This window comes from Paraburkholderia azotifigens, from assembly GCF_007995085.1.
GTDB lineage: Bacteria > Pseudomonadota > Gammaproteobacteria > Burkholderiales > Burkholderiaceae > Paraburkholderia > Paraburkholderia azotifigens.
The window spans coordinates 2,747,575-2,768,205 of record NZ_VOQS01000003.1 but is presented as its reverse complement, the minus strand read 5'-3'; the positions used below and the strand labels follow the sequence as shown (position 1 = coordinate 2,768,205).

Genomic DNA, 20,631 nt, shown 5'->3' with positions numbered 1-20,631 from the left:
GACGTGGCAAAGGCATTTAGCCACTGGCTGCTCAGATCGGCGTGTGCCTATGGCGAACCGCCGCCCTTTGGAATCCGTTCGGTAACCAGCGGCGGCAGCCGGATCGAAATCGAAGAGAGTGTTGTCGATTCGCTGCCGGTTGGCGCGTTGCGCAAATTCACACGGAAACGCATGGCGGCGAAAACAGGCGTCAAATGGCCCATCATGCTTTGCGCACCGCTCGCAGGCCATCACGCCGTCATGTTGCGCGAGACCGTCGAAACACTGCTCGAGGAGCGCGACGTATTCGTTTCGGACTGGGCCGACGCCCGAGACGTGCCGCCCGATGCCGGACCTCTGTCGCTCGACGACTACGTGCTTGCACTCGAACGCTTCATAAGCACGGCCCGTGCACACGGGCCGCCAGTGCACGTCGTCGCGGTTTGTCAGGCGACCGTACCGGCGCTGGCCGCGGCGGCATTGCTCACGAGCGTGCTCGCCGTCCCTTTGGCCAGCATTTCGCTGCTCGGAGGGCCCATCGATTCCCGGATCAATCCGACCCGCATCGACCGGTTCGCCACATCACACACCCTGGAATGGTTTCGCGATCAGGTGATCGATGTGGTCCCCCGCCGTATCGCGGCGCAGGAAGGCGCGTCTATCCCGGGTTCATCCAGCAGAGCGCCATGCTCGCGGCGCACCCGGAACGGCACGTCCGGCTTGAAGCGGCTTACTGGTCGAACTGGCTGGCAGGCGACATGCGCGCGGCCGCCGAGGCGCTGCGATCATTGAACGAGTACGCGGCCGTACTCGACATGGCGGAAAGCTACTTCCTCGATATCCTTCGCGTCGTTTTCCAGGAGCATCGGTTGCCGCGCAATGCGTGGTCGGTTCAGGGCCGGCATGTCGAACTGAATGCGCTCTCCCGCACGCCGTTGTGCACCGTGGAAGGCGAACTCGACGACATCACGGGTGCCGGCCAGACGCACTGTGCGCACACCTTGTGCGGCGCTTCGTCGCCACCGCGCGACCGCCAGATGACGGTTCCGACGTGTAATCACTATGACCTTTTCACCGGCTCGCGCTGGCGCGAAGCCGTTCATCCGGCACTGTGCCGATTCTGGCGCGAGGTCGAGGACGCGGCGTCGAGCATGCCCGTCAGGCAACACACAGACAGGCCAACCCGTAGCAGGAGGCACGCGTGATCCAACCCTTCAGACGCAGGCCGACGAAACGGCGCGCCAGGCGGGCGGATTCGAACACGCTGCATGGCGCGAACCGCGTGCGGGCTGCGCAACGCCAGGTGCGCGGAATCGAACAAGCCATGCAGCGAGCATCCACGTATCGTCATCCGGCTGGCAGGATCGTCAGAATAGAGACCCATATCTCGATCGTGTACCTCGCGGGCCGCTTCGCTTACAAGATCATCAAGCCCGTTGCGCCGGGATTCGCGGATTTCACGGCGCCAGAGACGCGGCAACGTTGCTGCGAAGCCCAGTTGCAGCTGAACAGACCGCTTGCGCGGGACCTTTACCTTGGCGTGCTCCCGATCATGCGTCGTGGGCGTACGGTCACATTCGGATCGAGAGGCCGTGCAGTCGAACACGCCGTCAAGATGCGCCGATTCGACGAAGCCGTGCTCTTTTCCAGTCTCGCCCGAAGCGGGGCACTGTCGCTGCACGATGTCGATGGCGCGGCCCGTCGACTTGCTGCCTGGCATCGGCGTGCGCCGCGAAATGCGCCGCTCGCACGGTACGGCAGCGCCGCACTGCTCAAGGCGCAGATCGAAGCCGTCAATGTGGCGCTTCAGGCTGGCTGCGTCGAAGCGCGTCTGCCCGAAATCGCTGCCTGGTGCGGACAACAACTTGCGCAGCGCTCAGCCGCAATCGACGGGCGCCGTGCCAACGGTTTCGTGCGCGCCTGTCATGGCGATCTGCACCTCGACAACGTGATGCGCTGGCGCGGCGAGGTATCGATGTTCGACTGCATCGACTTTGACGATGCACTGCGCTGGATCGATATCGCCAACGACATCGCCTTCCTTGTCATGGATCTTCGGGCGCGGGCAGGCACGCGTCTGTCGAACCGGCTGTTGAACGCCTGGCTGGAAGCATCGGGCGACTACGCGGCACTCGAACTGATGCCGCTCTATGTCGTCTATCGTGCGCTGGTTCGAGTGCTCGTGGCACATTTGCGCAGCAAGAGCGGCTCGTCTTCGAAGGCCGCCGCAGCGGCACGCGACGCCGCACGCTACATCGAGATTGCCGCAGCCGAGACACAAACGCCGCCGCCCGTCATGCTGCTGTGTCACGGTTTTTCGGGTTCCGGCAAATCGGTCGCCAGCCGCGCGCTGGCCGGGTTGAGCGGCGCAGTGTGGCTATCGAGCGATGTCGAACGCAAGCGTATGGAATCCATGGCTGCGGCAGATGCCCGTCTGGACGCGACGCACTACACGGCCGAGGCGCGGCACGCCGTCTATGACCATCTGCTTGGCCTCGCAACCTGTGTTCTACAGGCTGGCTACAGTGTGATCGTCGACGCGACGTTCCTCGAACATCGCCATCGCAGCGCTTTTTTCGCGCTGGGAGAGCGCCTCGGCGTAGGTGTGCGCATACTGGACTTTCGCGCCGCTCCAGACGTTCTGGCAGAACGCATCGGCACACGTCGGCGCAACCAGCGCGACGCCTCCGACGCCGATACATCCACGCTGTCCCTGCAACTGGCCACCGCAGAGCCTCTGACGGCCGTCGAAACGGCGCAGACCTTCGCCTTCGAGACCGTCGTTCCCGTCGAAGCCTTCAACGAACCTGCCTTCTGGAAACGGGTGCTCGAACTGATAGCTTCGCCTGCCGCCGAACCTGCGACCGCCGACGGGCGCATCAGGTGCAAAAGCGAAAATAGCCGCTATGCAGCAGAATGGGATTCCCGCCTATCTCGGTCAGCATCCGCCGGGCTGCAATCTCGATGTCGCGACGATGTGCAGTGAATGCGTCGATGAGATCTTCTTCTCGCAGCGACCGCGCGTCGAAATGATCTTCGAGCGCTTCTGCCGTAATGGCGCATTGCACGGTCTGGTGATCGACGCGCGCGGGAAACGTCAACACCAGGTCGCGCGCGCAATAATCCGGGCGACAGGAAGGAAACGATATTTGCATGGCAACGACTCCACGTGGGGCGCAAGGGTGCAATGCCAGATTAGCCTCGCGCTTGCGGGTGGATTTGATGCATGTCAACGCCGGCGGACGGAGGTCGTCCATGCATCCGTTGACTTGCATCAACGCTGTCCATCCGACGCGTGCAACGATGGGATTGCCGCCTTCGCAGCATCGACGGCACACGTGTTCTGTAAGCAGATGGGGGCATAGATGACATTGCGGGTCGATCTCGACGGTGTGGGCAACGTCTATCGTCTGTGCTTCGTACGCGGGCCGTGGGCGTATTTCACCCGGATCGGTCTCGACGAACAGTGGGGCGAAGGATGGGACAAGGCGCCGTATCAGTTTCATGCCCACCTGCCTTATGGTGACGGCACCGATCAGATTCTGAAGGTTGCCTTCGACGGCCCGCTCTTTCCGCCCGAATCCGGCCTCAACGGTCATTCGCTAAGTGTGCTCGAACTCAACGTGGGCGCATCGCCCTGGCTGCGCACCGAAAGCTATTTTCACGGGACGCAGATCCACATCATGGCAGGCGTCACGCTGCAGAGGTTCACGGAGTGGGTCGAACTGGCGGGCGGCACCGTTTTTGCGCCCATTGGTTGGGGCGAACTGCCCGAAACCTCCGCGCCCATTTCCGGGCAGGCATCGCGATAGTGCTGTAACGATGTGCTTCATTACCGACGGCGATCATGAGTCGGCAATCAGGCCGCCGCCGAGCGCCGCATAAAGCGCAACCGTATCCTGAAGGCGCTGGGCGATGGCCTGCAGCCACGCAATCCGGGCCTGGTGATACTGGCCATCGGCGACGAGTATCTGCAGATACCCGACTGTCCCCGCACGATACGACTCCTTGATGAGCCGCAGCGCCTCGGCTGCCGCCTGAACTGCACGGGTCTGCGCATCGACCGTCTGTGCATCGTGTTCGAGTGCCCGCAGCGCGTCGGCGACCTGGGCGAATGCCGCGAGCACGACCTCGCGATACGCGGCGCTCGACTCGTTATAGGCTTCCACGGCGGCCTTACGCTGGAACCACAATGCGCCCCCATGAAACACGGGCGCCGTCACACCTGCCGCGAGGCTCCAGACCTGTCCAGCCGGTGTTCCGAGCGAATGAAGCACCGCACTTTCGAAACCGCCCGAAGCGGACAACGTGATCTGCGGGAACAGTGCCGCCGTGGCCACCCCGATATCCGCACTCGCCATATGCAGCGCGGCTTCCGCCTGCAGGATGTCGGGGCGCCGCCTAACCAGCGAAGACGGCAGCGTCTGCGGCAATACGCCAGGTAACGCGATCTCGCCCAACGACACGGCAGGCGCGCTCCATTGCTCCGGATACATCCCCGCGAGCAGCGCAAGCAGATGTTCAGTTTCGATGCGCTTCTGCTCGATCCCGGGCAGCGACGCCTCGAGCGTCGCCAGTTCGTTCTGCAGCGACAGCACGGCGGACCACGCACTCGCGCCCGCCGCGACCTGAACTTCCGTAATGTGAACCTGTTCGCGCACGAGGTCGACCATCTCATGTGTCGCAGCGATTTCGTCGCTATAGGCCGCCCGGGCGATCATCGCGTTGACGACGTTTGCAGCCAGCGTCAGGTAAGAAGCAACGAGCGCATAGCGTTGCGTTTCCGCTTGTGCGGCGAGCGCTTCGACCTGCCTGCGCTCCCCGCCCCAGATGTCGAGCGTGTAACTGACAGTGGCCGACAACGTGAACAGATTAAAGATCGACGCTGGCGCGTCGACGCCCGTGCGCAGCGGCAAAAAGCGCTGACGGGAAGCATCCCCCTGTGCATCGACTTGAGGAAAAAAGACACCTGCACCGGCGCGCAACAGATGTTCGCTTCGCCTCAGCGTCGCCTCCCCATGTTCCAGCGTGACGTTGCCCGTCAACGCCTCGTCGACGGCCATATCGATTGCGTGGCAGCCGAACGATGTCCACCAGTCGTCGCGCAGCGGGACCGCGGGCGACAATAGCTGCTGCCCCGCAGAGGCGACGCCCGATGCGTCCGATGCGTCGTAGCGTTCGACGCGCGGCGTGGCCGGTCGCGAAAAGTTCGGACCGACCGTGCACGCGGCGACACATGCGACGCTCGCTAGCAGCACGGCGGCTCGCGCAGTGCGTGCGATCGTCCGCAGTGTGCGGCGCTCAACTGGCGGCAATGTATACATCGACGATCTGCCCTGGAAACAGACGGGCCGGCTGCTGTGTGACGACCCGGAAAAGCACAGGCAACACGCGCACGTCGACACGCTCCCTACGCTGGTCCGTCAACTGGATCTTCGGCGTCACATACGGCTGGACACGCATGAATTGCAGATCCGCCTGCACTGACGTGCCGCGAATGAACATGCGTGCCTTCAGCCCATGCAGATCCGGCAACCGGCTGATCAGAATTTCGTCGACGTAGCAGCGCACGGCCAGGCGGTTCGACGGCGTGCCGAGAACCAGCACGGGCGCGCTGCCCTGTGCATACGTGTCGTACACGCCCTGCGGCGACAGATAAGACCCCGACGCTGCATTCACCGACAGCACCACGCCGTCGGCAGGCGCACGCAGCGTGTATCGCTCGAGCTGTGCATCAGCAGCCGCGACCGCCTTGCGCAGCGACTCGACCTGGCGTTCCTGGTTGCGCACGTCGTATGTCCACGCGCCCGCACGAGTCAACCGGTATTGCCGCGTAACCACGTCCAGGTTTGCACGCGCAACGGCAACCCCGTTCGCGGCATTGTCGAGCGTATCGCGGCTGACAGCCTTCGGGTCGATCTCGTACGCATGCTTCTGCTTGTCGAACTGATCCTGCGCCATCTTGAGGCTGGCCGACGCGGCGCCGACCTGCGCGCTTGCCACATCCAGGGTTTCAGGACGCGGCTGGGCGCGCAGTTCGTCGAGTACCGATTGCGCGGCGTCTGCCTGTGCTTCGAGCTGCGCGACGGTCGCCCGCTGCACGGCGTCGTCGATGACCAGCAACACGTCGCCACGGCGAACGCTGTCGCCGTCGTGCACCAGCAGTCTGGTCACCGCGCCGGACACATCCGGGTAGATGTTGATGTTCGCCCCGGCGGGCTGATCGCTTTCCACGATGCCCGTCGCGTACACCCCGTGGGCATAAGGGTTCGACGCGGGATCGAAGACGGGTGGCTGGGGCGGTTGCTGGATGCCGTAGACCCACGCGGCCACGATGCTCGCGATGAAACCCACGAAGGCGAGCACGAACAGGAGCCGCTGTTTCATTGCCCGCCTCCCGCGTCGATGGTCTTGAGCTTGCCGTCCTCCATGTGCATGACGCGATCGGCGTAATCGAATATCCGGCTGTCGTGCGTGACAATGACGATACAGCGGTGGTCGTTGAGCACCTTGTGCTTCACGAAATCGATGATCGAACGGCCGGTATCGCCATCGAGCGACGCCGTCGGCTCATCGAGGATCAGGATATCGGGCTGACTGACGATCGCGCGCGCAATCGCCACACGCTGCTGCTCGCCGCCCGAGAGTTTCATCGGTGGCAGCGCGGCACGGTTGCGCAGCCCGACCACATCGAGCCACGTCATCGCCTCGCTGATCGATTGATCCCAGTCGCGACGTCTGAGGATCAACGGAATGGCTACGTTCTCCACCGTGGTAAGACGTGGAAACAGGTGATAGTCCTGAAACACGAAGCCGATACGCTTGAGACGAAAGTCCGCGATCGCGTCGTCGCCCTGTTGCCAGAGATCGACGCCGTCGATCGACACCGCGCCTGAATCCGGCCGCAGAATGCCCGAGATCACGCTCAGCAAGGTGGTCTTGCCGCTTCCCGACGGGCCGACTATCAGCAGCATTTCGCCAAAGCGGGCCTGCATCGCCACGTTCGACAGCGCCTGCGTGCGCGCGTCGCCCTCGCCGAACCACTTGTTCAGCCCGCTCGCGTCGATGGCAATGGCGGCCACGGCTAGCCCCGGAAAATATCGAACGGTTCGATGCGCAGCACGCGGCGCACGCCGAGGTAGCTCGACGAGGCTGCGATTACCACGACCATCGCGAATGCGAGCGCGAGATTGCCGAAGGTAATCATCGCCGCGTAGTCAGGCACACGCAGACGGACGAGACTGATCGACGCCGCGCACAGCCCCGCGCCGAGTCCGTAGCCCGTCAACGCGGTAAACGTTGCCTGAAACAGGATCATCGCGACGAGCTCGTGGCCCTTCGCACCAATGGCCTTCAGCGCGCCGAACTTCTCCAGGTTTTCGAGGATGAACGTGTAAAAGGTCTGTCCTGATATCGACAGGCCGACAATGAAACTGATTGCCGTCATCAACAGAATGTTCGTGCCCAGCCCCGTTTCATACTTGTAGAAGTGCGAGATGCGTTGCATGAACTCTTTCTTCGTATAGGCTACGTACCCGAGCGAAGCGACAACCTGCTTGATATGCGCGACGTCCGCCGCCGACTTGGGCTCGACGAGAATATAGGACGTGGTGTAGCGCGTCGTCGGAATGTATTCGACCGCCCGCTTGTAGGTCGTATAGAGCGTCGGCGTTCCGAACAGGCCGCTGCTCGTCACGGTCGCGATGCCGACTACAACGCCGCGATGGTCGTTGAGTTCGAAGTCCGTGCCGAGCCTGGGGTTGTGCAGCTTGATGAATTCCGCGTCGTCGATGGCGATAAAACCATTCTCCGCGTAGATGTCTTCGATCCGGCCTGCCTTCATCTTCGGCCAGCCGAACAGACTGGCGTCGTCCAGCCCGATCACCGTGACGGCCTGGTACGCGCCGTCGCGCAAACGCACCAGCGCGACCCCTGAATAAAGCGGCACGGCATAGTTGACGCCATCGATGCTGCGTACGGCGTCGAGCACGTAGTCCGGCATGCCGATGCTGCTCGCAATCGTCTGTACGGCGGGGTCCATCACCCACATCTTTGCGCCGATGTTGATCACCGTAGACGACGACTTGTTGAGGATGCCCGCGAACAGCGAGGTCATTTCAATCATCAGGAACACGGCGAACGTGATGCCGACGATCAGCGCCGTGAACTTGGCGCTATCGTTGACGAGCAGCTTGAACGCGAGCCTGAGGATGCCTTTCATCTCGTTTCCTCATCTGCACGGCGGACGAAGGCCTTGTTTCGCCGTCGTCCGCCGCCGGACGACAGTTCCTAGCCCTGTCCGCCCTGTTCCGGTTCGGTGCCACGCACGAGCAGCACCGGGCACTGCGCAAACCGGACGAAGCGCTCGGCCACGCTGCCAAGCACGATGCGGCGCACGCCTCGCCGGCCGTGCGTGCCGAGGATCACGAGATCCGCACCCAGCCGCTCGGCGCAATGTTGAAGCGTCGTCGCCACGTCCTCGTTCAGACGTTCGGTCTCGACAAGTTCAGCATCGCAAACGACACCGGCCTGACGGCAGGTTGTTTCCGCGTTCTGCAGAGTGGTACGGCCATCCTTGCGCAGCGCATCGACGAGCGCGATGGGATCGTAGTATCCCGCGTAGCTGAAGAGCGGCGTCTTGTCGACCACGTACACGGCCTGAACTTTTCCACCTGTCAGGCGGGCCATCTTCACCGCCTCGTTCAGCACCCTCTCCGATGTCTTGCTACCGTCCAGTGCAATCAGAATCTGCTTGTACATGATGACCGCCTCCTTGAAGTATTTGCTGCACCACGATTCGCCGCGCTGCATGATGCGTCGCATGGCATGCTTCTTATCTTCGATGCTTGTGCGCATGCGCGCTTGACCTGCATCAAGGCTCGACGTCTCATGGCGTCAGTGTCTTTTTTTACCGGAATCGTCCCGTCGATTGACGTGCCTCAACGGATCAGGACGTCGCCGTCATACAGTCGAAGCTGGACACGGACCGCAAATTCCCAGAACGGAACAGGAGACGCTGATGAACACCCTTCCCTCCGAACCCTTCGCCGCCGATACGATGCAGGCTGTCGCGCTGGCAAACACCGAAGCATTGACGAAATGGATTGCCCTCTGCGAGGAAGCGTGGATGCGCGCCGCGACAGTCCGCAATCCGCTCGAATATGCCGCGATCGGCAGCTTGATGCTGCCTGCCTGCGCATCGCAGGCGATGCTGTATTGCAAGCGCATCGCCGACATCGCTGCGGGCGCGCAGACGGCGGCGAGCCAGCCGCTTACGGCCGTGCAGACCGGAAAGCCTGCAGCTGACATCGGACTGTCGATGAACGCGCCATCGCGCCCCGCCGTGACCGCTTCTCCCGACGTTACGCATGCGCCGACGCCCACCGGGGGCGCAGTCAAACAATCGCCAAAACAATCGATACCCGTCCCGCCTCTTCGCGGCGAGTGATTCGGTCGGGACGCGCTTTATCGCGGTTCGCGCTCGTCTTGCCGCGGCGACTGAGCGGTTGAGACAGCCGGGTTCCCCAGCGCGTCCCGCAGCGCACGAAACTCACCGTGCAGCCGGGCGATTTCATCGTTCAGATGCTTGATGTCCCGGTGCATTTCGCGCCGCAGCGCGCGCTCCTCTTTTCCGATGAAGGCGGCAGCAATACTGGCAAAGACCAGCGACAGCATGCCGTACCCAAGCAGAACAACGAATACAGCGAACACGCGTGAGGCGGGCGTAGTCGGGGCGATATCGCCATAGCCAACCGTCGCGCTGCTCTCGAATGCAAGCCACAAGCCATCGGCGTAGGAGTGGACTCTGGGCTCGAGCCACATGAAACCGGCACCGGCCAGGGCGAGCACGGCGGCACCCGCGCCCAGCAACCAGACGATCCGGTTCGGCGTGAAGAACTCGTGCAGGGACAATACGATGCGCACCGCGACGAGGCTCACGAACAATAGCCGGAGCACCCATTCGGCCGTTTGCCACGGCGGCGCGCCCCACGTCGCACTCAACGCTGCGCCGGCCGTGATCAGAACATCGAGGCGATTGTGCAAAAGCAGCGCTTTGCGCTTCTTGCTGAGATAAAGCAAACGAAGGATCGAGAGCGCGAAAGCCGCGAACATGCACAGATACAGCGCGCGGGCGACGAAGAGCGCGGCATCGGTAGTCGCGGTGAGTTCGCCGTAGAAAGCCGGGATGGCGAGCAAACTGCATGCGCACAAGTACCAGCGGATGTGACGCCACGCGCGCACCGCTCGTGGATTATCGTGCGAATCCACACCGCCGATCGTGAAGAAACCGAGGCTATTGGCCATTGTGCGAAGGTATGCAACCGGGCGACGTCATCGTGACAGGACGGGCCGGACGGGCAAATCGAAGTGGTGTCTCCGCTTGTCAGGCTATGCCAGATTCCGGTGCAGGCCTTGACACAGATCAGCCCCCGACCGCGCCCGCTTTCGACCTCTGACGCGAATCATGCGGCGAACAGGCGTGTGCCCATGGCAGGTGTATCCGGCACGGGCGGAAAGACATCCCATGCGCCGTGTCCATGCCGGAAGAAAACAATGCTTAACGGACAGTTCGACACCGCTCCCTCCAGACGAACGAATCGCACGCCGCCGGAGCCGAAGCGCCCGATCTCGATCACTTTGGCGGGGATGGAACGCGTTGGTGCGAGCCATTTGTCGACGAGATCTCTGAGGGAAATGCCATTGCCGTTCATTTCGTGCTCCTCGTTCTGCCTGTCCCCGCTTGCCGACCGTGTGTCTCTCTGGCGGCGGCGGGTTAAGTACAGTATCGAGCGCACCTGCTTTGATTGAAATCGGCGAGGCTTTAAACGTCGGTAGTCGATGAAGTCATGAAGTAGGAATATTCCTAGCGGTGTTCGCCGGTTGTTCCTGCCTGATGGCACGCGCGACCGCCTCAGGGCTCGTTAGCGGTCTTCCTCTACCCACGCGTGAAATTCCGCTTGCGCCGACTCGATCGATCGGGCGCAAGTCGAGTACAGCAGCCCCGCGCCGCCGTCACTGGCATACATGCCTCTGCACATGGCCTTGAGATGAATGACGATATGGCCCGCTTCGTCTGCGCTTCTCGTGGCTGCGAGATAAACGAAGCCAAACGCATGCGGAAGAGCTGTCTGAATCGACGAGCTGTCTGCCTGCACGATTCGCGTCGCCGAGTGTGTCTCGATGAACGTCCGCGTGCGCGCCCACGCCTTGTCGCAGGCGACAGTCGTCTCACACGCGATGCTGGCCTCGTGACGTGCCCGGGAAAGTTCGACCTCTTCGTTCCGGAACGCCGCTTCCCGCGACGCCGTCGCGCACGCGGCGAGCAGTATCGAAGCCGTGAGTGCGACGCACAGCAGGTCAGGTGCACGCGTCAAGATGCCTCCTTCCCGGCCACGAATTCCGACGCTGGCGCCGCGACGGCAAGTTCGGCGATTTCGGTGGTGATCTCGTCCTGGCGGACGATGCGGGCCTCGCGCGTGAGCGCTTTCAATGTGTCGCCGACGTGATCGCTCGCTGCGAGCATCGCCGTCATACGAGCCGCGTTCTCAGCAGCAAAAGACAACATGAGGCCTTCGCATAGCTCGACATGGACATAACGCTCGGCGAGCCCGGCCAACATGCTGTCTATCGGTAGCGGAAGCAACGGCGGCCGCACGCGTGACGTAGTCTTGAAGCGCTCGAAATCGAACGGCACGAGCCGCCGCGTCACGACGGCCACCTGTGCGCCTTCCACCCGTAATGCGTGTATCAGCCATATTTCCGATGCGGGATGCGCTTCGAAACGCGAGAACACCGCATCGCTGATGCGCCCGGCCACACGCATCACGTCTTCGGCATGGCTGGCCATCGGCACGGACCAGTCGTATGCGAGGCCTCGTTCGTCCGCCAATGCCGCGCCACGCGTGCCGACCACGAACAGCGTAGCCGCGCCACGCGACGGCCAGCTTTCGACGCGCTCCAGCAGCCGTTCGTTGAATCCGCCGACGAAGCCCTGCTCCGTGCAAAGTACGATCAGCACGGGAGTCAGGCTGTGCTCCGGCGGAATGTCGCGCGTGTCCCGATGGGCCGATGCCGCGAGCACCATGCCAATCGCTTCGCCAACCGTCGCCGCGACGGAACGTATCCCCGCAAGCCGCGCCTGCGCCTCACGCTCGCGCGCCGCCGCGATCCCGCGCATCGCGCCGATCACGTCATCCAGTTGACGTGCCGTCGTCATCCTGCCTTCGATCTCACTGAGCCGGCTGGTCATCTGCATGCTCCCGCGAGGTGGCGGCGTCCGTCGTTGCCGGGCTCGGCTGTTTGATGAATTCGCGCACGACATCGATCAGACGCTGACGCAGCGCGTCGTCGAGCGGCACTGAGAGCGCTTGTGCGTCCTGTGTGTCGCCTGTCAGGCAGTGCACCGCGCCCGATGTAACGAGCCGGCGCCGCGCCGTCGCGATCGCTTCGATGGGCACGTCATCGAACAGACCATCTGCCAGCGCAGAGAGCAGGCCGACCTGTTCGATGCCCTTTAACGCGCTAAAGCGCGGCTGTGCGAAGAGTGCGCGGATGCGTTTGCCCCGCTCGACCTGTGCGACCACGCGGGCGTCGGCGAGCCCGCCGAATCGGCTGAACACCTCCAGTTCGAGAAACTGCGCGTAGTCGAGCCGCAAGCGGCCCGCCACATCGCGCAACGCGGGATGCTGAGCCTTTCCGCCCACGCGGCTGACGCTCAGGCCGACGTCGACGGCGGGACGCTGATTGGCCGCGAACAGGCCTGCATCGAGCACGATCTGGCCATCCGTGATTGAAATCAGGTTCGTGGGGATGTAGGCGGCCAGATTGCCGGCGTCGGTTTCGGCAATCGGCAAGGCCGTCAGCGAGCCGCCTCCCAGATCGGCGGAGAGCCGCGCCGCGCGTTCGAGCAGACGCGCATGCAGATAGAAGATATCGCCCGGATACGCCTCGCGCCCCGGGGGCTCGCGTGTCAGCAGCGCGAGTTCGCGATGCGTGGCCGCGTGTTTGGTCAGGTCGTCGACGACGACCAGCGCGTGCTGCCCACGGTCCCGAAAGAACTCGGCTATCGAGAATCCGGCAAACGGCGCGATCCATTGCAATCCGGGCGGCGAGGCCGACGACGCCACCACGAAGACGCAGCGCTCGGGTGCCCCGTATTGCCGTATCGCATCGACCGCTCGCTGAACCGCCGTCGACCGTTGACCGATGGCCACATAGACGCAGATCACGTCGCTATGCCGTTGATTGACGATCGTCTCGATCGCGAGCGACGTCTTGCCGGTGGCCCGGTCGCCGATGATCAACTCGCGCTGCCCGCGGCCGATTGCAAACAGCGCATCGACGATCAGCACCCCCGTTTCGAGCGGTTCACTGACGAAATCGCGATCGACGATAGCAGGCGCCGGACGTTCGACGGGCAGGCGGCTCTCCCCCCTGATCGCGTCGCCGCCGTCGAGCGGCCGTCCGAGTGGATCGACCACGCGCCCAAGCAGCGCGTCGCCGACGGGCACGTCGAGCACGGTATGGCGAGGTGTCACGCGCATGCCCGCCCGAACGGACTGGCTGCTATCCAGCATGATGACACTCGCGACGTCGACATCGAGCGAATGCACGTAACCCGTCACGCCGCTTTCGATATCGACGAGTTCGTCCAGCGCGACGTCGGGTAGCCCCGACACGAAGGCGATGCCGTCGGCGATACGCTCGACGCGGCCCATCGCGATCGCGCGTGTCTCGAGTTCGATAGCCGCGAGTGCGCTGCGTTTGCAGGCCAGCCATCCGTCGCGCGTGTCGTCAGACGCGTCCATCGCCGTCGAATAATCCATTGCGAACCTGCTCCAGTTGATCGCGCCAGCTATTGCGCACGATGCCATGACGTCCGGCCAGCTCGAGTCCCGCAACCAGCGTGCCATCGATCTGCGCGCGCCATGCAACAGCGTGCCCGAGCGCCGCGGAAAGCGCGGCTTCGCATGTGTGCTGCTCGTGGGCCGTCAGTGCGCGCGGAACTGTCAATTGCAGTGAAGCGTCCGCCAACAGCGCCTGTCGCGCCGTTGGAGAAAGTCCGTTGACGCCGTTCACGAGCCCCTCGATAAACGGCTCCACCCGCATCGAATCGGGCACGCGTTCGAGCAGCTTGCGTGCGACGTCGACAGCCAGTTCGACCGCTCGCGCCGACGCCTCGTGGGCGAGCGCTGCTCGATCGAGCTCGATCTCCGCGACGGCCTCGGCGCGCAGCCTGTCGGCTTCTTCATGCGCTGCCGCGAGAAGTGCGGCCCGCTGCTGGTCCGCGTCGCGTTCGATCTGCGCAAGGGCTTCGGCTCGTCGCGCGGCAAGTTGCGCACGGTCGGCCGTCATCGCGTCGAGCTCCTTGCGGACAGCGAGCCTGACGGCTTCCGCGTCGGCAATGAGCGCCTGCGCCGCGGACTGGCGCTCCGCGATGATTCTCGCGACGGGGCGGAACAGGTAACGCTGCAGAAGCCACACCAGGATCAGCACATTGACTGTCTGCAGCGCCAGCGTCGACCAGTCGATCTTCATCGCGCATCACTTCACGAAAGGATTGGCGAACAGCAGCAGCAACGCGATCACGAGGCAATAGATCGCCATTGTCTCGATCATCGCGAGGCCCACGAACAGCGTGCGGGACAACGTGCCCGCCGCATCCGGCTGCCGCGCGATAGCGTCCATGGCAGCCGCCACCGCGCGGCCTTCGGCAAGCGCCGGACCGATCGCGCCGAACGCCACCGCGAGCGCGGCTGCGGCAATGCTGATGATTTCAATCAGGTTCATGCGTGTTCCTTCTGGTTGTCGTTGGCGGGATGCGGCTTTTCGCCGACTGCCGCGCCGATGAAGACCATCGCGAGCACGGCGAAGATGTAGGCCTGCACGGCCCCCGTCAGCAGATCGAGCGCCATCAGCGGGATCGGCACGAGCAGGCCCGCCAGCGACAACACGATGCCCACGACAAACACACCGCTCATCACATTGCCGAACAGGCGTACGACCAGCGAAAAGGTTCGCGTAAGCTGCTCGACGATATTCAACGGGATCATCACCCACGTCGGCTCGGCGAAGGTGGCCATATATCCGCGCACGCCGCGCGAGCGCACGCCGTACGCCACGGTCGCGAGAAGCACGAGCAAAGCGAGCGCGGCGTCCGTTTCCAGATGCGCCGTGGGTGGCTCGACGCCGGGCACGAGCGACGACCAGTTCGCAACCAGCACGAACAGAAAGAGCGTGCCGATCAGCGAGCGATACGGCGCCGGATCGGTTTGCATCGTGTCGCGTATCTGGGTATCGACGGTTTCGACGAGCAGTTCGAGCACTGTCTGCATTCTTGAAGGCGCGACCGACAGCTTGCGGGTGAGCAGTGCAGCGCCCGTCGCGAGGCACGCCATGAGCGCCCACGTAACGATCACGGGCGCGCTTATCGCGAGAGGACCGATGTGCAGCAACGGCTCCGTGGTCAGAGGCGAATGCATCATGATCCGGCTCGCCCGAGCCGCAGCGCGATGCTGCGCGTCCACATGAAACCGCCCATCCCGCCGAGCAGAGCCAGCGTGGCCGCCTTCGCCAGCAGGACGAACACGGCCGCCGTCAACGCGAAACGCGACAGTTGCAGCAGCAGTGCGCCGACGGGACGCCCGGCAATGAACAGCGAGGCATTCCAGCGGAGCGAAGCGAAGTGCGCCGCACCCGCGAGCAGGCCGACCGCAAGGCCGGCGACGAACAAGGCCAGTGCAGTGGGCAGGTGAGCGAAAACGGTATTAGTCACGATCTCTCCTTTGCTGCCGGTGCATCCATTTCCATGCCGACCAGAAACCGATCGCCGCCCCGATCATCAGAAACGGCGCCGAGAAAAACACGCGCGTTCCCATCAGCCGGTCCAGCCATCGACCCAGCGCGAGACAGACGAGCGTCGGCAAAACGATCGTCCAGCCGAGAATGCCGATCTGCCCAAGCCGTGCGGCCAGCGACGGCTCCCGGTCTTCGCGTCCCATTGCGTCGCGATCCGAAGCGCGCCGTGCCGCTTTCGCGACGCGATCGTCCGCCGGGGCATCGCGCTTGCGCTGGCTTGTCATTGGGGCACTCCACGCGCCGCCTGTGGACGCAGGTAACGCAACATCTGTCGCACAGCACGAGCATGAAGGCGCGTCTGCTCGACACGCGCGCGCCGCATCGCATCGAGTTGCGTTTCACGCGTGCCGTGCACTTGCGCCTCCAGCCCTTGCAACGATTCGCCCAGCACGGCTTCCCTGCATGCGATCGACACGGTCGCGCCGTTCGACACGATCAGCACGCCGCCGTCCACGGCGCAAAAATGCGCGGTGCCGTCCGGCGTCGCCCACCGCACGACAGACGCGCCGAGAAGCGTCACCATATCCACATGTCCGACGTGAATGCCGAACCCGCCGCTCGCGTCTTCCGCGCGCAACGAGACGATCGCCAATCCGTCGACGACCACGCGCGCGGGCGTTGCGATGGTCAGGCTGAGCGAGTCGTCCGTCATGGCGATGCATCCTTCAGACGGCAACGGGCGACGCATGCGCCTGCCTGCTGTGCGCTTCCTTATCGCGCGCCTCGTCGAGCGCGCCAACCATGTACAGCGAACTTTCCTGCCAGTCGTCGCACTCGCCGTCGAGAATTGCCTTGCAACCGGCGATCGTGTCCGTCAATGCAACCGACCGGCCCGGCTGCCCGGAGAACGCCTCCGTCACCGAGAACGGCTGCGTCAGAAAGCGCTGCAGACGGCGGGCCCGCTGCACGATCCGGCGGTCGTCCGCCCCGAGTTCTTCGATGCCGAGCAGCGCGATGACGTCCTGCAGCTCGCGCTGATGCTCGATCACGCGCCGCACGGCGTTGGCGACGTTCGCATGATCGTCGCCGACCACCAGCGGATCGAGCAGGATCGATGTCGAAGCGATCGGATCGATTGCGGGGTACATGCCCTCGGCGGCCTGTGCGCGCGACAGCACGACCATACTGTCGACATGCGATGAAATCGTCGTCACGGCCGGGTCGGTGAAGTCGTCGGCGGGAACGTAGACGGCCTCGATCGCCGTTACGGCAGTCTCGCCGACCGACGTGATCCGCTCCTGCAGCGCGGCAACCTCGCTCGCCAGCGTCGGCTGATAGCCGACCCGCGACGGCATGCGACCCAACAGTCCTGAGACCTCCGCCCCTGCCTGCACGAAGCGGAATACGTTGTCCATCAGCAGCAGCACGTTTTGATGGCGTTCGTCGCGGAAGTACTCGGCGACCGTGAGTGCGGTCAGCGGCACTCTCCAGCGCGCCCCCGGCGGCTCGTTCATCTGTCCATAGACCAGCACGGCGCGCGGCAGCACACCTGAGCTCCGCATGTCGGCCAGCATTTCGTGGCCCTCGCGCGAACGCTCGCCGACACCTGCAAACACGGAAATGCCGCTGTGCTGCTCGGCCATCGCATGAATCAGCTCCATCACCAGCACAGTCTTTCCGACACCGGCGCCACCGAACATCGCGGCCTTGCCGCCGTGCGCGAGCGGCGTGAGCAGGTCGATGATCTTGATCCCCGTCGCGAACAGCCGGGTTGCACCGCGCTGTGCGGACAGCGCAGGCGGCGCGCGATGGATCGGACGGCGCTCGACGCCCTCGGGCAACGGCGCGCCCGCATCCCGGACGGCCCCCGACACGTCGAATAGCCGCCCGAGCGTCTCTGTTCCAACGGGAACCTCGATCGGAAGGCCGGTCGAATGCACGGGCATGCCGCGCGCGACGCCCGCCGTGGACTGCAGCGCAAGCGCCCGCACGACGGTCTCGCTGATGTGTGCCTGCACTTCCACGAGAATCGGCTGACGTCCGTCTCCCGTTGAAATGAACATGGCTGTGTCGACGGGCGGCAGCGCTTCCCCAGCAAAATCGACGTCGACAACCGCGCCTCGCGCGGCAATCACGCGTCCCGTCGCACCAAAGTCTGGGGCCTGGCTGACTTCCCTGCTCTCGCGAATCGACACGTTCCGTGCTCCCCGGCGAATTCCTGAACCTCTTCAAGATAACGGCGAGCGCCCGCTCAAAGCTGATCCTGATCAATGACTGCACGCATGAGTCGCATTGCGCGAACGATGCGTGGTGCGCGCTCTCAAAAGCGCGTCGCGCTTGACGGGGATCAAACGGATACGCACACGCCCGTCTACGCTCGATGTGATGGACCTCACCTGGAGCGCGGTCGACATGATGAAAGCCTTGCTGATCATTCCGGTTCTGTTGGCCCTCGATGCGTTGACAGCCTGTGGGGTTGTCCCATCGCTCCAGGCGGATGACCAGGTCAAGGCCGCCTTCTCGGACGTCGTCGTGCTTTACGACGAGCGCCTTGCACTGGTCGATGAAACGACCGCCCTCGCCCGCCGCTACCTGCCCGCGGACGCATCGACACTGAAGAACGTTGCAGACGCCCGTTCAGCCATCGAAGCCTTGCATGCGACGCCGGCGCTCGTCGGCGAACCCGCGTTGTTCGCGCGATTCGACGTGGCGCAACGTCAAATGACGGAAGCGATCTCGCAACTCATGATCGTCTGCGAATCCGTGCACCGAATTGAGACGGCCCCGCGTTTCCAGATGCTGCAAACGCGGCTTGCATCGTCTGCGGCCCGAATCGCGGCCGCGCGTGAACGGTACGACCATGCAGCGCTGCAATACAACGCATCGTTGCACCGCTTCCCACTCGATCTTGCGCAAGCGCTGCATGCCTGTCAGGACAAACCTGCTTTCTCCACCCCCGACGTCTCGCCCGTGCACCGTCGGCCTCGCACGGACTTCGGTACGCTGCGCGGATCGTTGCGTGTTTGACCGGACAAGACCAACGCGAACGCCCCTCATTCCGGCGCGACAGGCGATACCCGTTGATCTGAATCAACCGCGCGATGTTCGCATGCGCAACACTGCACGAACCATTTTTCCGAGGAGCGTCGCATGACCCGCCATATGAAAGCCGCTGTCGTACGAGAATTCGGCAAGCCGCTGAGCATCGAAGAAGTCGCCGTGCCTGATGTCGGTCCGGGCCAGATTCTGGTGAACATCAAGGCGTCGGGCGTCTGCCATACCGATCTTCATGCCGCCGACGGCGATTGGCCCGTCAAACCGACGCTGCCTTTCATTCCCGGACATGAGGGCGTCGGTTACGTCGCCGCTGTTGGCAGCGGCGTGAAGGGCGTAAAGGAAGGCGACCGCGTCGGCGTGCCCTGGCTCTATACGGCCTGCGGCCGGTGCGAACACTGTCTGAGCGGATGGGAAACGCTCTGTCACGACCAGAAGAACACGGGGTACTCGGTCAACGGCGGATATGCCGAATACGTGCTGGCCGATCCCAACTATGTCGGACATCTTCCCGACACTGTCGCGTTCGATGAAATCGCGCCGATTCTCTGCGCCGGCGTGACCGTCTACAAAGGCATTCGCGTGACGGACACGCGCCCGGGCCAGTGGCTGGCGATTTCGGGTATCGGTGGGCTTGGGCACGTCGCCGTGCAGTATGCGATTGCAATGGGATTGCACGTGGTTGCAGTCGACATCTCCGACGCGAAACTCGACCTTGCACGCAATCTGGGCGCGAAGCTTGTCGTCAATGCGAAAACCACGGATCCGGCCGCTTTTATCCAGAAAGAAATTGGCGGCGCGCATGGCGTGCTGGTGACTGCCGTGTCGCGCAGTGCATTCGCGCAAGCGCTTGGCATGGTCCGACGCGGCGGCACGGTCGCACTCAACGGTTTGCCGCCGGGCGATTTTCCGCTGCCGATTTTTTCGACGGTCCTTAACGGCATTACGATACGCGGCTCGATCGTGGGGACGCGGCGCGATTTGCAGGAGTCGCTCGACTTCGCCGCGCAGGGCAGCGTTCGAGCGCACATTCATCGCGACCGGCTCGAGAACATCAACGCGGTGTTCGGTGCGCTCCGCGAAGGGACAGTGGATGGGCGGATCGTGATGGCGCTCGATTGATGGGGATTGATGGGCTATCGCAAACATGGCAAACATGGCAAACGGCATGGCAGGCGTCCGCGATGGCGCCTGCCTTTGCCTGCTGCTTTTGCCTGTTTTGCGTGCTGAAAATAGCGACGATGCGTTCCCTGCGGAACGGTTACATCGTCCCCTCCTTTTCGAACCGATCCGGCAGCTGATGCCTGATCTTCCGCGCAAACGCCTGACGCTTTACCCCGTCGACACGGGTACGCACATCACGGTCTGTGACCACGCAGCACGCGACGGCTGGCTTGCCCGCCGCGTGCATCATCTGCTTCAACGCCTGTTTGTGGCCTCGGCGGCGCACGCAGCAGAACAGCGCAAGACGCGGGATGCGTCCGCCATGCTCCTTCAGCCACGTCACAGCAGGCGCAGAAGCGTGGCTCGCCCAGACCGCGGACGCCACCACCACGACGTCGTAACGCGATACGTCATGTAGCGCAGGCAACAGGTCGGCCGGCCGTTCGAACCATGCGTCGAGCAGCGACCGTACATAGCCGCGCTTGCGTCCTTGAGCGCCGCCTGAGTTGCGCTCGCAAATCGGCTCGACGTCGGCGCCGAGTTCCGAGGCCAGCATTTCGGCAATGCGCCGCGTCCTGCCGCTGCGCGAGAAGTACACGACCAGAAATGCGTTGCTCGCTTCCGACATGCATATCT

General features: G+C 63.7%; 24 protein-coding genes and 1 pseudogene. 6 read left to right on the top strand and 19 right to left on the bottom strand.

The window, feature by feature from the left end:
- Positions 1 to 171: 171 nt before the first annotated feature.
- A pseudogene (gene phaZ, locus FRZ40_RS46205) lies at positions 172 to 1,184 on the top strand (polyhydroxyalkanoate depolymerase).
- A 119-nt stretch (positions 1,185 to 1,303) separates the two neighbouring features.
- The gene (locus FRZ40_RS29690; RefSeq protein ID WP_147236482.1) at positions 1,304 to 2,965 is read left to right on the top strand and encodes a bifunctional aminoglycoside phosphotransferase/ATP-binding protein; all 1,662 of its coding nucleotides are present in this window, start codon (positions 1,304 to 1,306) and stop codon (positions 2,963 to 2,965) included.
- On the opposite strand, the gene FRZ40_RS29685 is transcribed toward FRZ40_RS29690, so the two are convergent.
- The gene (locus tag FRZ40_RS29685; protein WP_081767539.1) at positions 2,859 to 3,134 is read right to left on the bottom strand and encodes a DUF1488 family protein; all 276 of its coding nucleotides are present in this window, start codon (positions 3,132 to 3,134) and stop codon (positions 2,859 to 2,861) included. The genes FRZ40_RS29690 and FRZ40_RS29685 overlap by 107 nt on opposite strands.
- A gap of 210 nt (positions 3,135 to 3,344) precedes the next feature.
- On the opposite strand from FRZ40_RS29685, the gene FRZ40_RS29680 reads away from it, so the two are divergent.
- Entirely contained in the window at positions 3,345 to 3,791 is a 447-nt protein-coding gene (locus tag FRZ40_RS29680; protein WP_051446433.1) for a hypothetical protein, read from the top strand.
- A 33-nt stretch (positions 3,792 to 3,824) separates the two neighbouring features.
- Here the strand turns inward: FRZ40_RS29680 and FRZ40_RS29675 are convergent, their stop codons facing one another.
- The 5 genes from FRZ40_RS29675 to FRZ40_RS29655 form a co-directional block, all read right to left on the bottom strand.
- The gene (locus FRZ40_RS29675; protein WP_147236481.1) at positions 3,825 to 5,303 is read right to left on the bottom strand and encodes an efflux transporter outer membrane subunit; all 1,479 of its coding nucleotides are present in this window, start codon (positions 5,301 to 5,303) and stop codon (positions 3,825 to 3,827) included.
- On the bottom strand, positions 5,281 to 6,366 hold the full coding sequence (locus FRZ40_RS29670; protein ID WP_028367874.1) for an HlyD family secretion protein: 1,086 nt from the start codon (positions 6,364 to 6,366) through the stop codon (positions 5,281 to 5,283). Before FRZ40_RS29670 ends, FRZ40_RS29675 begins: the two co-directional genes overlap by 23 nt.
- Positions 6,363 to 7,061: an ABC transporter ATP-binding protein gene (locus FRZ40_RS29665; protein ID WP_028367873.1), complete on the bottom strand. Its 699-nt coding sequence runs from the start codon at positions 7,059 to 7,061 to the stop codon at positions 6,363 to 6,365. The genes FRZ40_RS29670 and FRZ40_RS29665 overlap by 4 nt, the downstream gene beginning before the upstream one ends.
- A gap of 2 nt (positions 7,062 to 7,063) precedes the next feature.
- Positions 7,064 to 8,200, bottom strand: coding sequence for an ABC transporter permease (locus FRZ40_RS29660; protein ID WP_028367872.1), 1,137 nt, complete (start codon positions 8,198 to 8,200; stop codon positions 7,064 to 7,066).
- Between the two features lie 68 nt (positions 8,201 to 8,268).
- On the bottom strand, positions 8,269 to 8,739 hold the full coding sequence (locus FRZ40_RS29655) for a universal stress protein (RefSeq protein WP_147236831.1): 471 nt from the start codon (positions 8,737 to 8,739) through the stop codon (positions 8,269 to 8,271).
- 259 nt (positions 8,740 to 8,998) lie between these two features.
- On the opposite strand from FRZ40_RS29655, the gene FRZ40_RS29650 reads away from it, so the two are divergent.
- Positions 8,999 to 9,427, top strand: a complete 429-nt coding sequence (locus FRZ40_RS29650) for a phasin family protein (RefSeq protein ID WP_147236480.1) — start codon at positions 8,999 to 9,001, stop codon at positions 9,425 to 9,427.
- A gap of 17 nt (positions 9,428 to 9,444) precedes the next feature.
- On the opposite strand, the gene FRZ40_RS29645 is transcribed toward FRZ40_RS29650, so the two are convergent.
- The 12 genes from FRZ40_RS29645 to atpD all read right to left on the bottom strand — a co-directional run bounded on the left by FRZ40_RS29645 (position 9,445) and on the right by atpD (position 17,972).
- The gene (locus FRZ40_RS29645; RefSeq protein WP_147236479.1) at positions 9,445 to 10,284 is read right to left on the bottom strand and encodes a potassium channel family protein; all 840 of its coding nucleotides are present in this window, start codon (positions 10,282 to 10,284) and stop codon (positions 9,445 to 9,447) included.
- 158 nt (positions 10,285 to 10,442) lie between these two features.
- Complete coding sequence (locus FRZ40_RS29640; protein ID WP_028367869.1) at positions 10,443 to 10,691, bottom strand: hypothetical protein; 249 nt, start codon at positions 10,689 to 10,691, stop codon at positions 10,443 to 10,445.
- A gap of 210 nt (positions 10,692 to 10,901) precedes the next feature.
- Positions 10,902 to 11,354, bottom strand: a complete 453-nt coding sequence (locus FRZ40_RS29635; RefSeq protein ID WP_240057316.1) for a hypothetical protein — start codon at positions 11,352 to 11,354, stop codon at positions 10,902 to 10,904.
- On the bottom strand, positions 11,351 to 12,229 hold the full coding sequence (locus tag FRZ40_RS29630) for a F0F1 ATP synthase subunit gamma (protein ID WP_147236477.1): 879 nt from the start codon (positions 12,227 to 12,229) through the stop codon (positions 11,351 to 11,353). The genes FRZ40_RS29635 and FRZ40_RS29630 overlap by 4 nt, the downstream gene beginning before the upstream one ends.
- The gene (locus FRZ40_RS29625) at positions 12,210 to 13,805 is read right to left on the bottom strand and encodes a F0F1 ATP synthase subunit alpha (protein ID WP_240057315.1); all 1,596 of its coding nucleotides are present in this window, start codon (positions 13,803 to 13,805) and stop codon (positions 12,210 to 12,212) included. The genes FRZ40_RS29630 and FRZ40_RS29625 overlap by 20 nt, the downstream gene beginning before the upstream one ends.
- Positions 13,774 to 14,517 (bottom strand): F0F1 ATP synthase subunit B family protein, encoded by a 744-nt coding sequence (locus FRZ40_RS29620; protein WP_147236476.1) that lies wholly within the window; start codon positions 14,515 to 14,517, stop codon positions 13,774 to 13,776. Before FRZ40_RS29620 ends, FRZ40_RS29625 begins: the two co-directional genes overlap by 32 nt.
- 6 nt (positions 14,518 to 14,523) lie before the next feature.
- Positions 14,524 to 14,769, bottom strand: coding sequence for a F0F1 ATP synthase subunit C (locus FRZ40_RS29615; protein WP_028367865.1), 246 nt, complete (start codon positions 14,767 to 14,769; stop codon positions 14,524 to 14,526).
- Positions 14,766 to 15,464 (bottom strand): F0F1 ATP synthase subunit A, encoded by a 699-nt coding sequence (locus tag FRZ40_RS29610; RefSeq protein WP_147236475.1) that lies wholly within the window; start codon positions 15,462 to 15,464, stop codon positions 14,766 to 14,768. Before FRZ40_RS29610 ends, FRZ40_RS29615 begins: the two co-directional genes overlap by 4 nt.
- The gene (locus tag FRZ40_RS29605; RefSeq protein WP_147236474.1) at positions 15,461 to 15,754 is read right to left on the bottom strand and encodes an ATP synthase subunit I; all 294 of its coding nucleotides are present in this window, start codon (positions 15,752 to 15,754) and stop codon (positions 15,461 to 15,463) included. The genes FRZ40_RS29610 and FRZ40_RS29605 overlap by 4 nt, the downstream gene beginning before the upstream one ends.
- The gene (locus tag FRZ40_RS29600) at positions 15,747 to 16,061 is read right to left on the bottom strand and encodes an AtpZ/AtpI family protein (RefSeq protein WP_028367862.1); all 315 of its coding nucleotides are present in this window, start codon (positions 16,059 to 16,061) and stop codon (positions 15,747 to 15,749) included. Before FRZ40_RS29600 ends, FRZ40_RS29605 begins: the two co-directional genes overlap by 8 nt.
- Positions 16,058 to 16,489 (bottom strand): F0F1 ATP synthase subunit epsilon, encoded by a 432-nt coding sequence (locus FRZ40_RS29595; protein WP_147236473.1) that lies wholly within the window; start codon positions 16,487 to 16,489, stop codon positions 16,058 to 16,060. The genes FRZ40_RS29600 and FRZ40_RS29595 overlap by 4 nt, the downstream gene beginning before the upstream one ends.
- Positions 16,490 to 16,502: 13 nt before the next feature.
- Positions 16,503 to 17,972, bottom strand: a complete 1,470-nt coding sequence (gene atpD / locus FRZ40_RS29590; protein WP_147236472.1) for a F0F1 ATP synthase subunit beta — start codon at positions 17,970 to 17,972, stop codon at positions 16,503 to 16,505.
- Between the two features lie 190 nt (positions 17,973 to 18,162).
- Here atpD and FRZ40_RS29585 point away from each other — a divergent pair, with 190 nt between their 5' ends.
- Both FRZ40_RS29585 and adhP read left to right on the top strand, forming a co-directional pair.
- The gene (locus tag FRZ40_RS29585; protein WP_240057314.1) at positions 18,163 to 18,804 is read left to right on the top strand and encodes a LemA family protein; all 642 of its coding nucleotides are present in this window, start codon (positions 18,163 to 18,165) and stop codon (positions 18,802 to 18,804) included.
- A 123-nt stretch (positions 18,805 to 18,927) separates the two neighbouring features.
- Positions 18,928 to 19,953 (top strand): alcohol dehydrogenase AdhP, encoded by a 1,026-nt coding sequence (gene adhP / locus FRZ40_RS29580; RefSeq protein ID WP_147236471.1) that lies wholly within the window; start codon positions 18,928 to 18,930, stop codon positions 19,951 to 19,953.
- A gap of 139 nt (positions 19,954 to 20,092) precedes the next feature.
- On the opposite strand, the gene FRZ40_RS29575 is transcribed toward adhP, so the two are convergent.
- On the bottom strand, positions 20,093 to 20,623 hold the full coding sequence (locus FRZ40_RS29575) for an NADPH-dependent FMN reductase family protein (RefSeq protein ID WP_147236470.1): 531 nt from the start codon (positions 20,621 to 20,623) through the stop codon (positions 20,093 to 20,095).
- Positions 20,624 to 20,631 lie beyond the last annotated feature (8 nt).

Excerpts from the sequence above, each read along its gene's own strand:
- FRZ40_RS29690 (WP_147236482.1), top strand. The coding sequence starts at position 1,304 with ATGCAGCGAGCATCCACGTATCGTCATCCGGCTGGCAGGATCGTCAGA.
- FRZ40_RS29685 (WP_081767539.1), bottom strand. The coding sequence starts at position 3,134 with ATGCAAATATCGTTTCCTTCCTGTCGCCCGGATTATTGCGCGCGCGAC.
- FRZ40_RS29680 (WP_051446433.1), top strand. The coding sequence starts at position 3,345 with ATGACATTGCGGGTCGATCTCGACGGTGTGGGCAACGTCTATCGTCTG.
- FRZ40_RS29675 (WP_147236481.1), bottom strand. The coding sequence starts at position 5,303 with ATGTATACATTGCCGCCAGTTGAGCGCCGCACACTGCGGACGATCGCA.
- FRZ40_RS29670 (WP_028367874.1), bottom strand. The coding sequence starts at position 6,366 with ATGAAACAGCGGCTCCTGTTCGTGCTCGCCTTCGTGGGTTTCATCGCG.
- FRZ40_RS29660 (WP_028367872.1), bottom strand. The coding sequence starts at position 8,200 with ATGAAAGGCATCCTCAGGCTCGCGTTCAAGCTGCTCGTCAACGATAGC.
- FRZ40_RS29655 (WP_147236831.1), bottom strand. The coding sequence starts at position 8,739 with ATGTACAAGCAGATTCTGATTGCACTGGACGGTAGCAAGACATCGGAG.
- FRZ40_RS29650 (WP_147236480.1), top strand. The coding sequence starts at position 8,999 with ATGAACACCCTTCCCTCCGAACCCTTCGCCGCCGATACGATGCAGGCT.
- FRZ40_RS29645 (WP_147236479.1), bottom strand. The coding sequence starts at position 10,284 with ATGGCCAATAGCCTCGGTTTCTTCACGATCGGCGGTGTGGATTCGCAC.
- FRZ40_RS29640 (WP_028367869.1), bottom strand. The coding sequence starts at position 10,691 with ATGAACGGCAATGGCATTTCCCTCAGAGATCTCGTCGACAAATGGCTC.
- FRZ40_RS29630 (WP_147236477.1), bottom strand. The coding sequence starts at position 12,229 with ATGACCAGCCGGCTCAGTGAGATCGAAGGCAGGATGACGACGGCACGT.
- FRZ40_RS29625 (WP_240057315.1), bottom strand. The coding sequence starts at position 13,805 with ATGGATTATTCGACGGCGATGGACGCGTCTGACGACACGCGCGACGGA.
- FRZ40_RS29620 (WP_147236476.1), bottom strand. The coding sequence starts at position 14,517 with ATGAAGATCGACTGGTCGACGCTGGCGCTGCAGACAGTCAATGTGCTG.
- FRZ40_RS29615 (WP_028367865.1), bottom strand. The coding sequence starts at position 14,769 with ATGAACCTGATTGAAATCATCAGCATTGCCGCAGCCGCGCTCGCGGTG.
- FRZ40_RS29610 (WP_147236475.1), bottom strand. The coding sequence starts at position 15,464 with ATGATGCATTCGCCTCTGACCACGGAGCCGTTGCTGCACATCGGTCCT.
- FRZ40_RS29600 (WP_028367862.1), bottom strand. The coding sequence starts at position 16,061 with ATGACAAGCCAGCGCAAGCGCGATGCCCCGGCGGACGATCGCGTCGCG.
- FRZ40_RS29595 (WP_147236473.1), bottom strand. The coding sequence starts at position 16,489 with ATGACGGACGACTCGCTCAGCCTGACCATCGCAACGCCCGCGCGCGTG.
- FRZ40_RS29585 (WP_240057314.1), top strand. The coding sequence starts at position 18,163 with ATGGACCTCACCTGGAGCGCGGTCGACATGATGAAAGCCTTGCTGATC.
- adhP (WP_147236471.1), top strand. The coding sequence starts at position 18,928 with ATGACCCGCCATATGAAAGCCGCTGTCGTACGAGAATTCGGCAAGCCG.
- FRZ40_RS29575 (WP_147236470.1), bottom strand. The coding sequence starts at position 20,623 with ATGTCGGAAGCGAGCAACGCATTTCTGGTCGTGTACTTCTCGCGCAGC.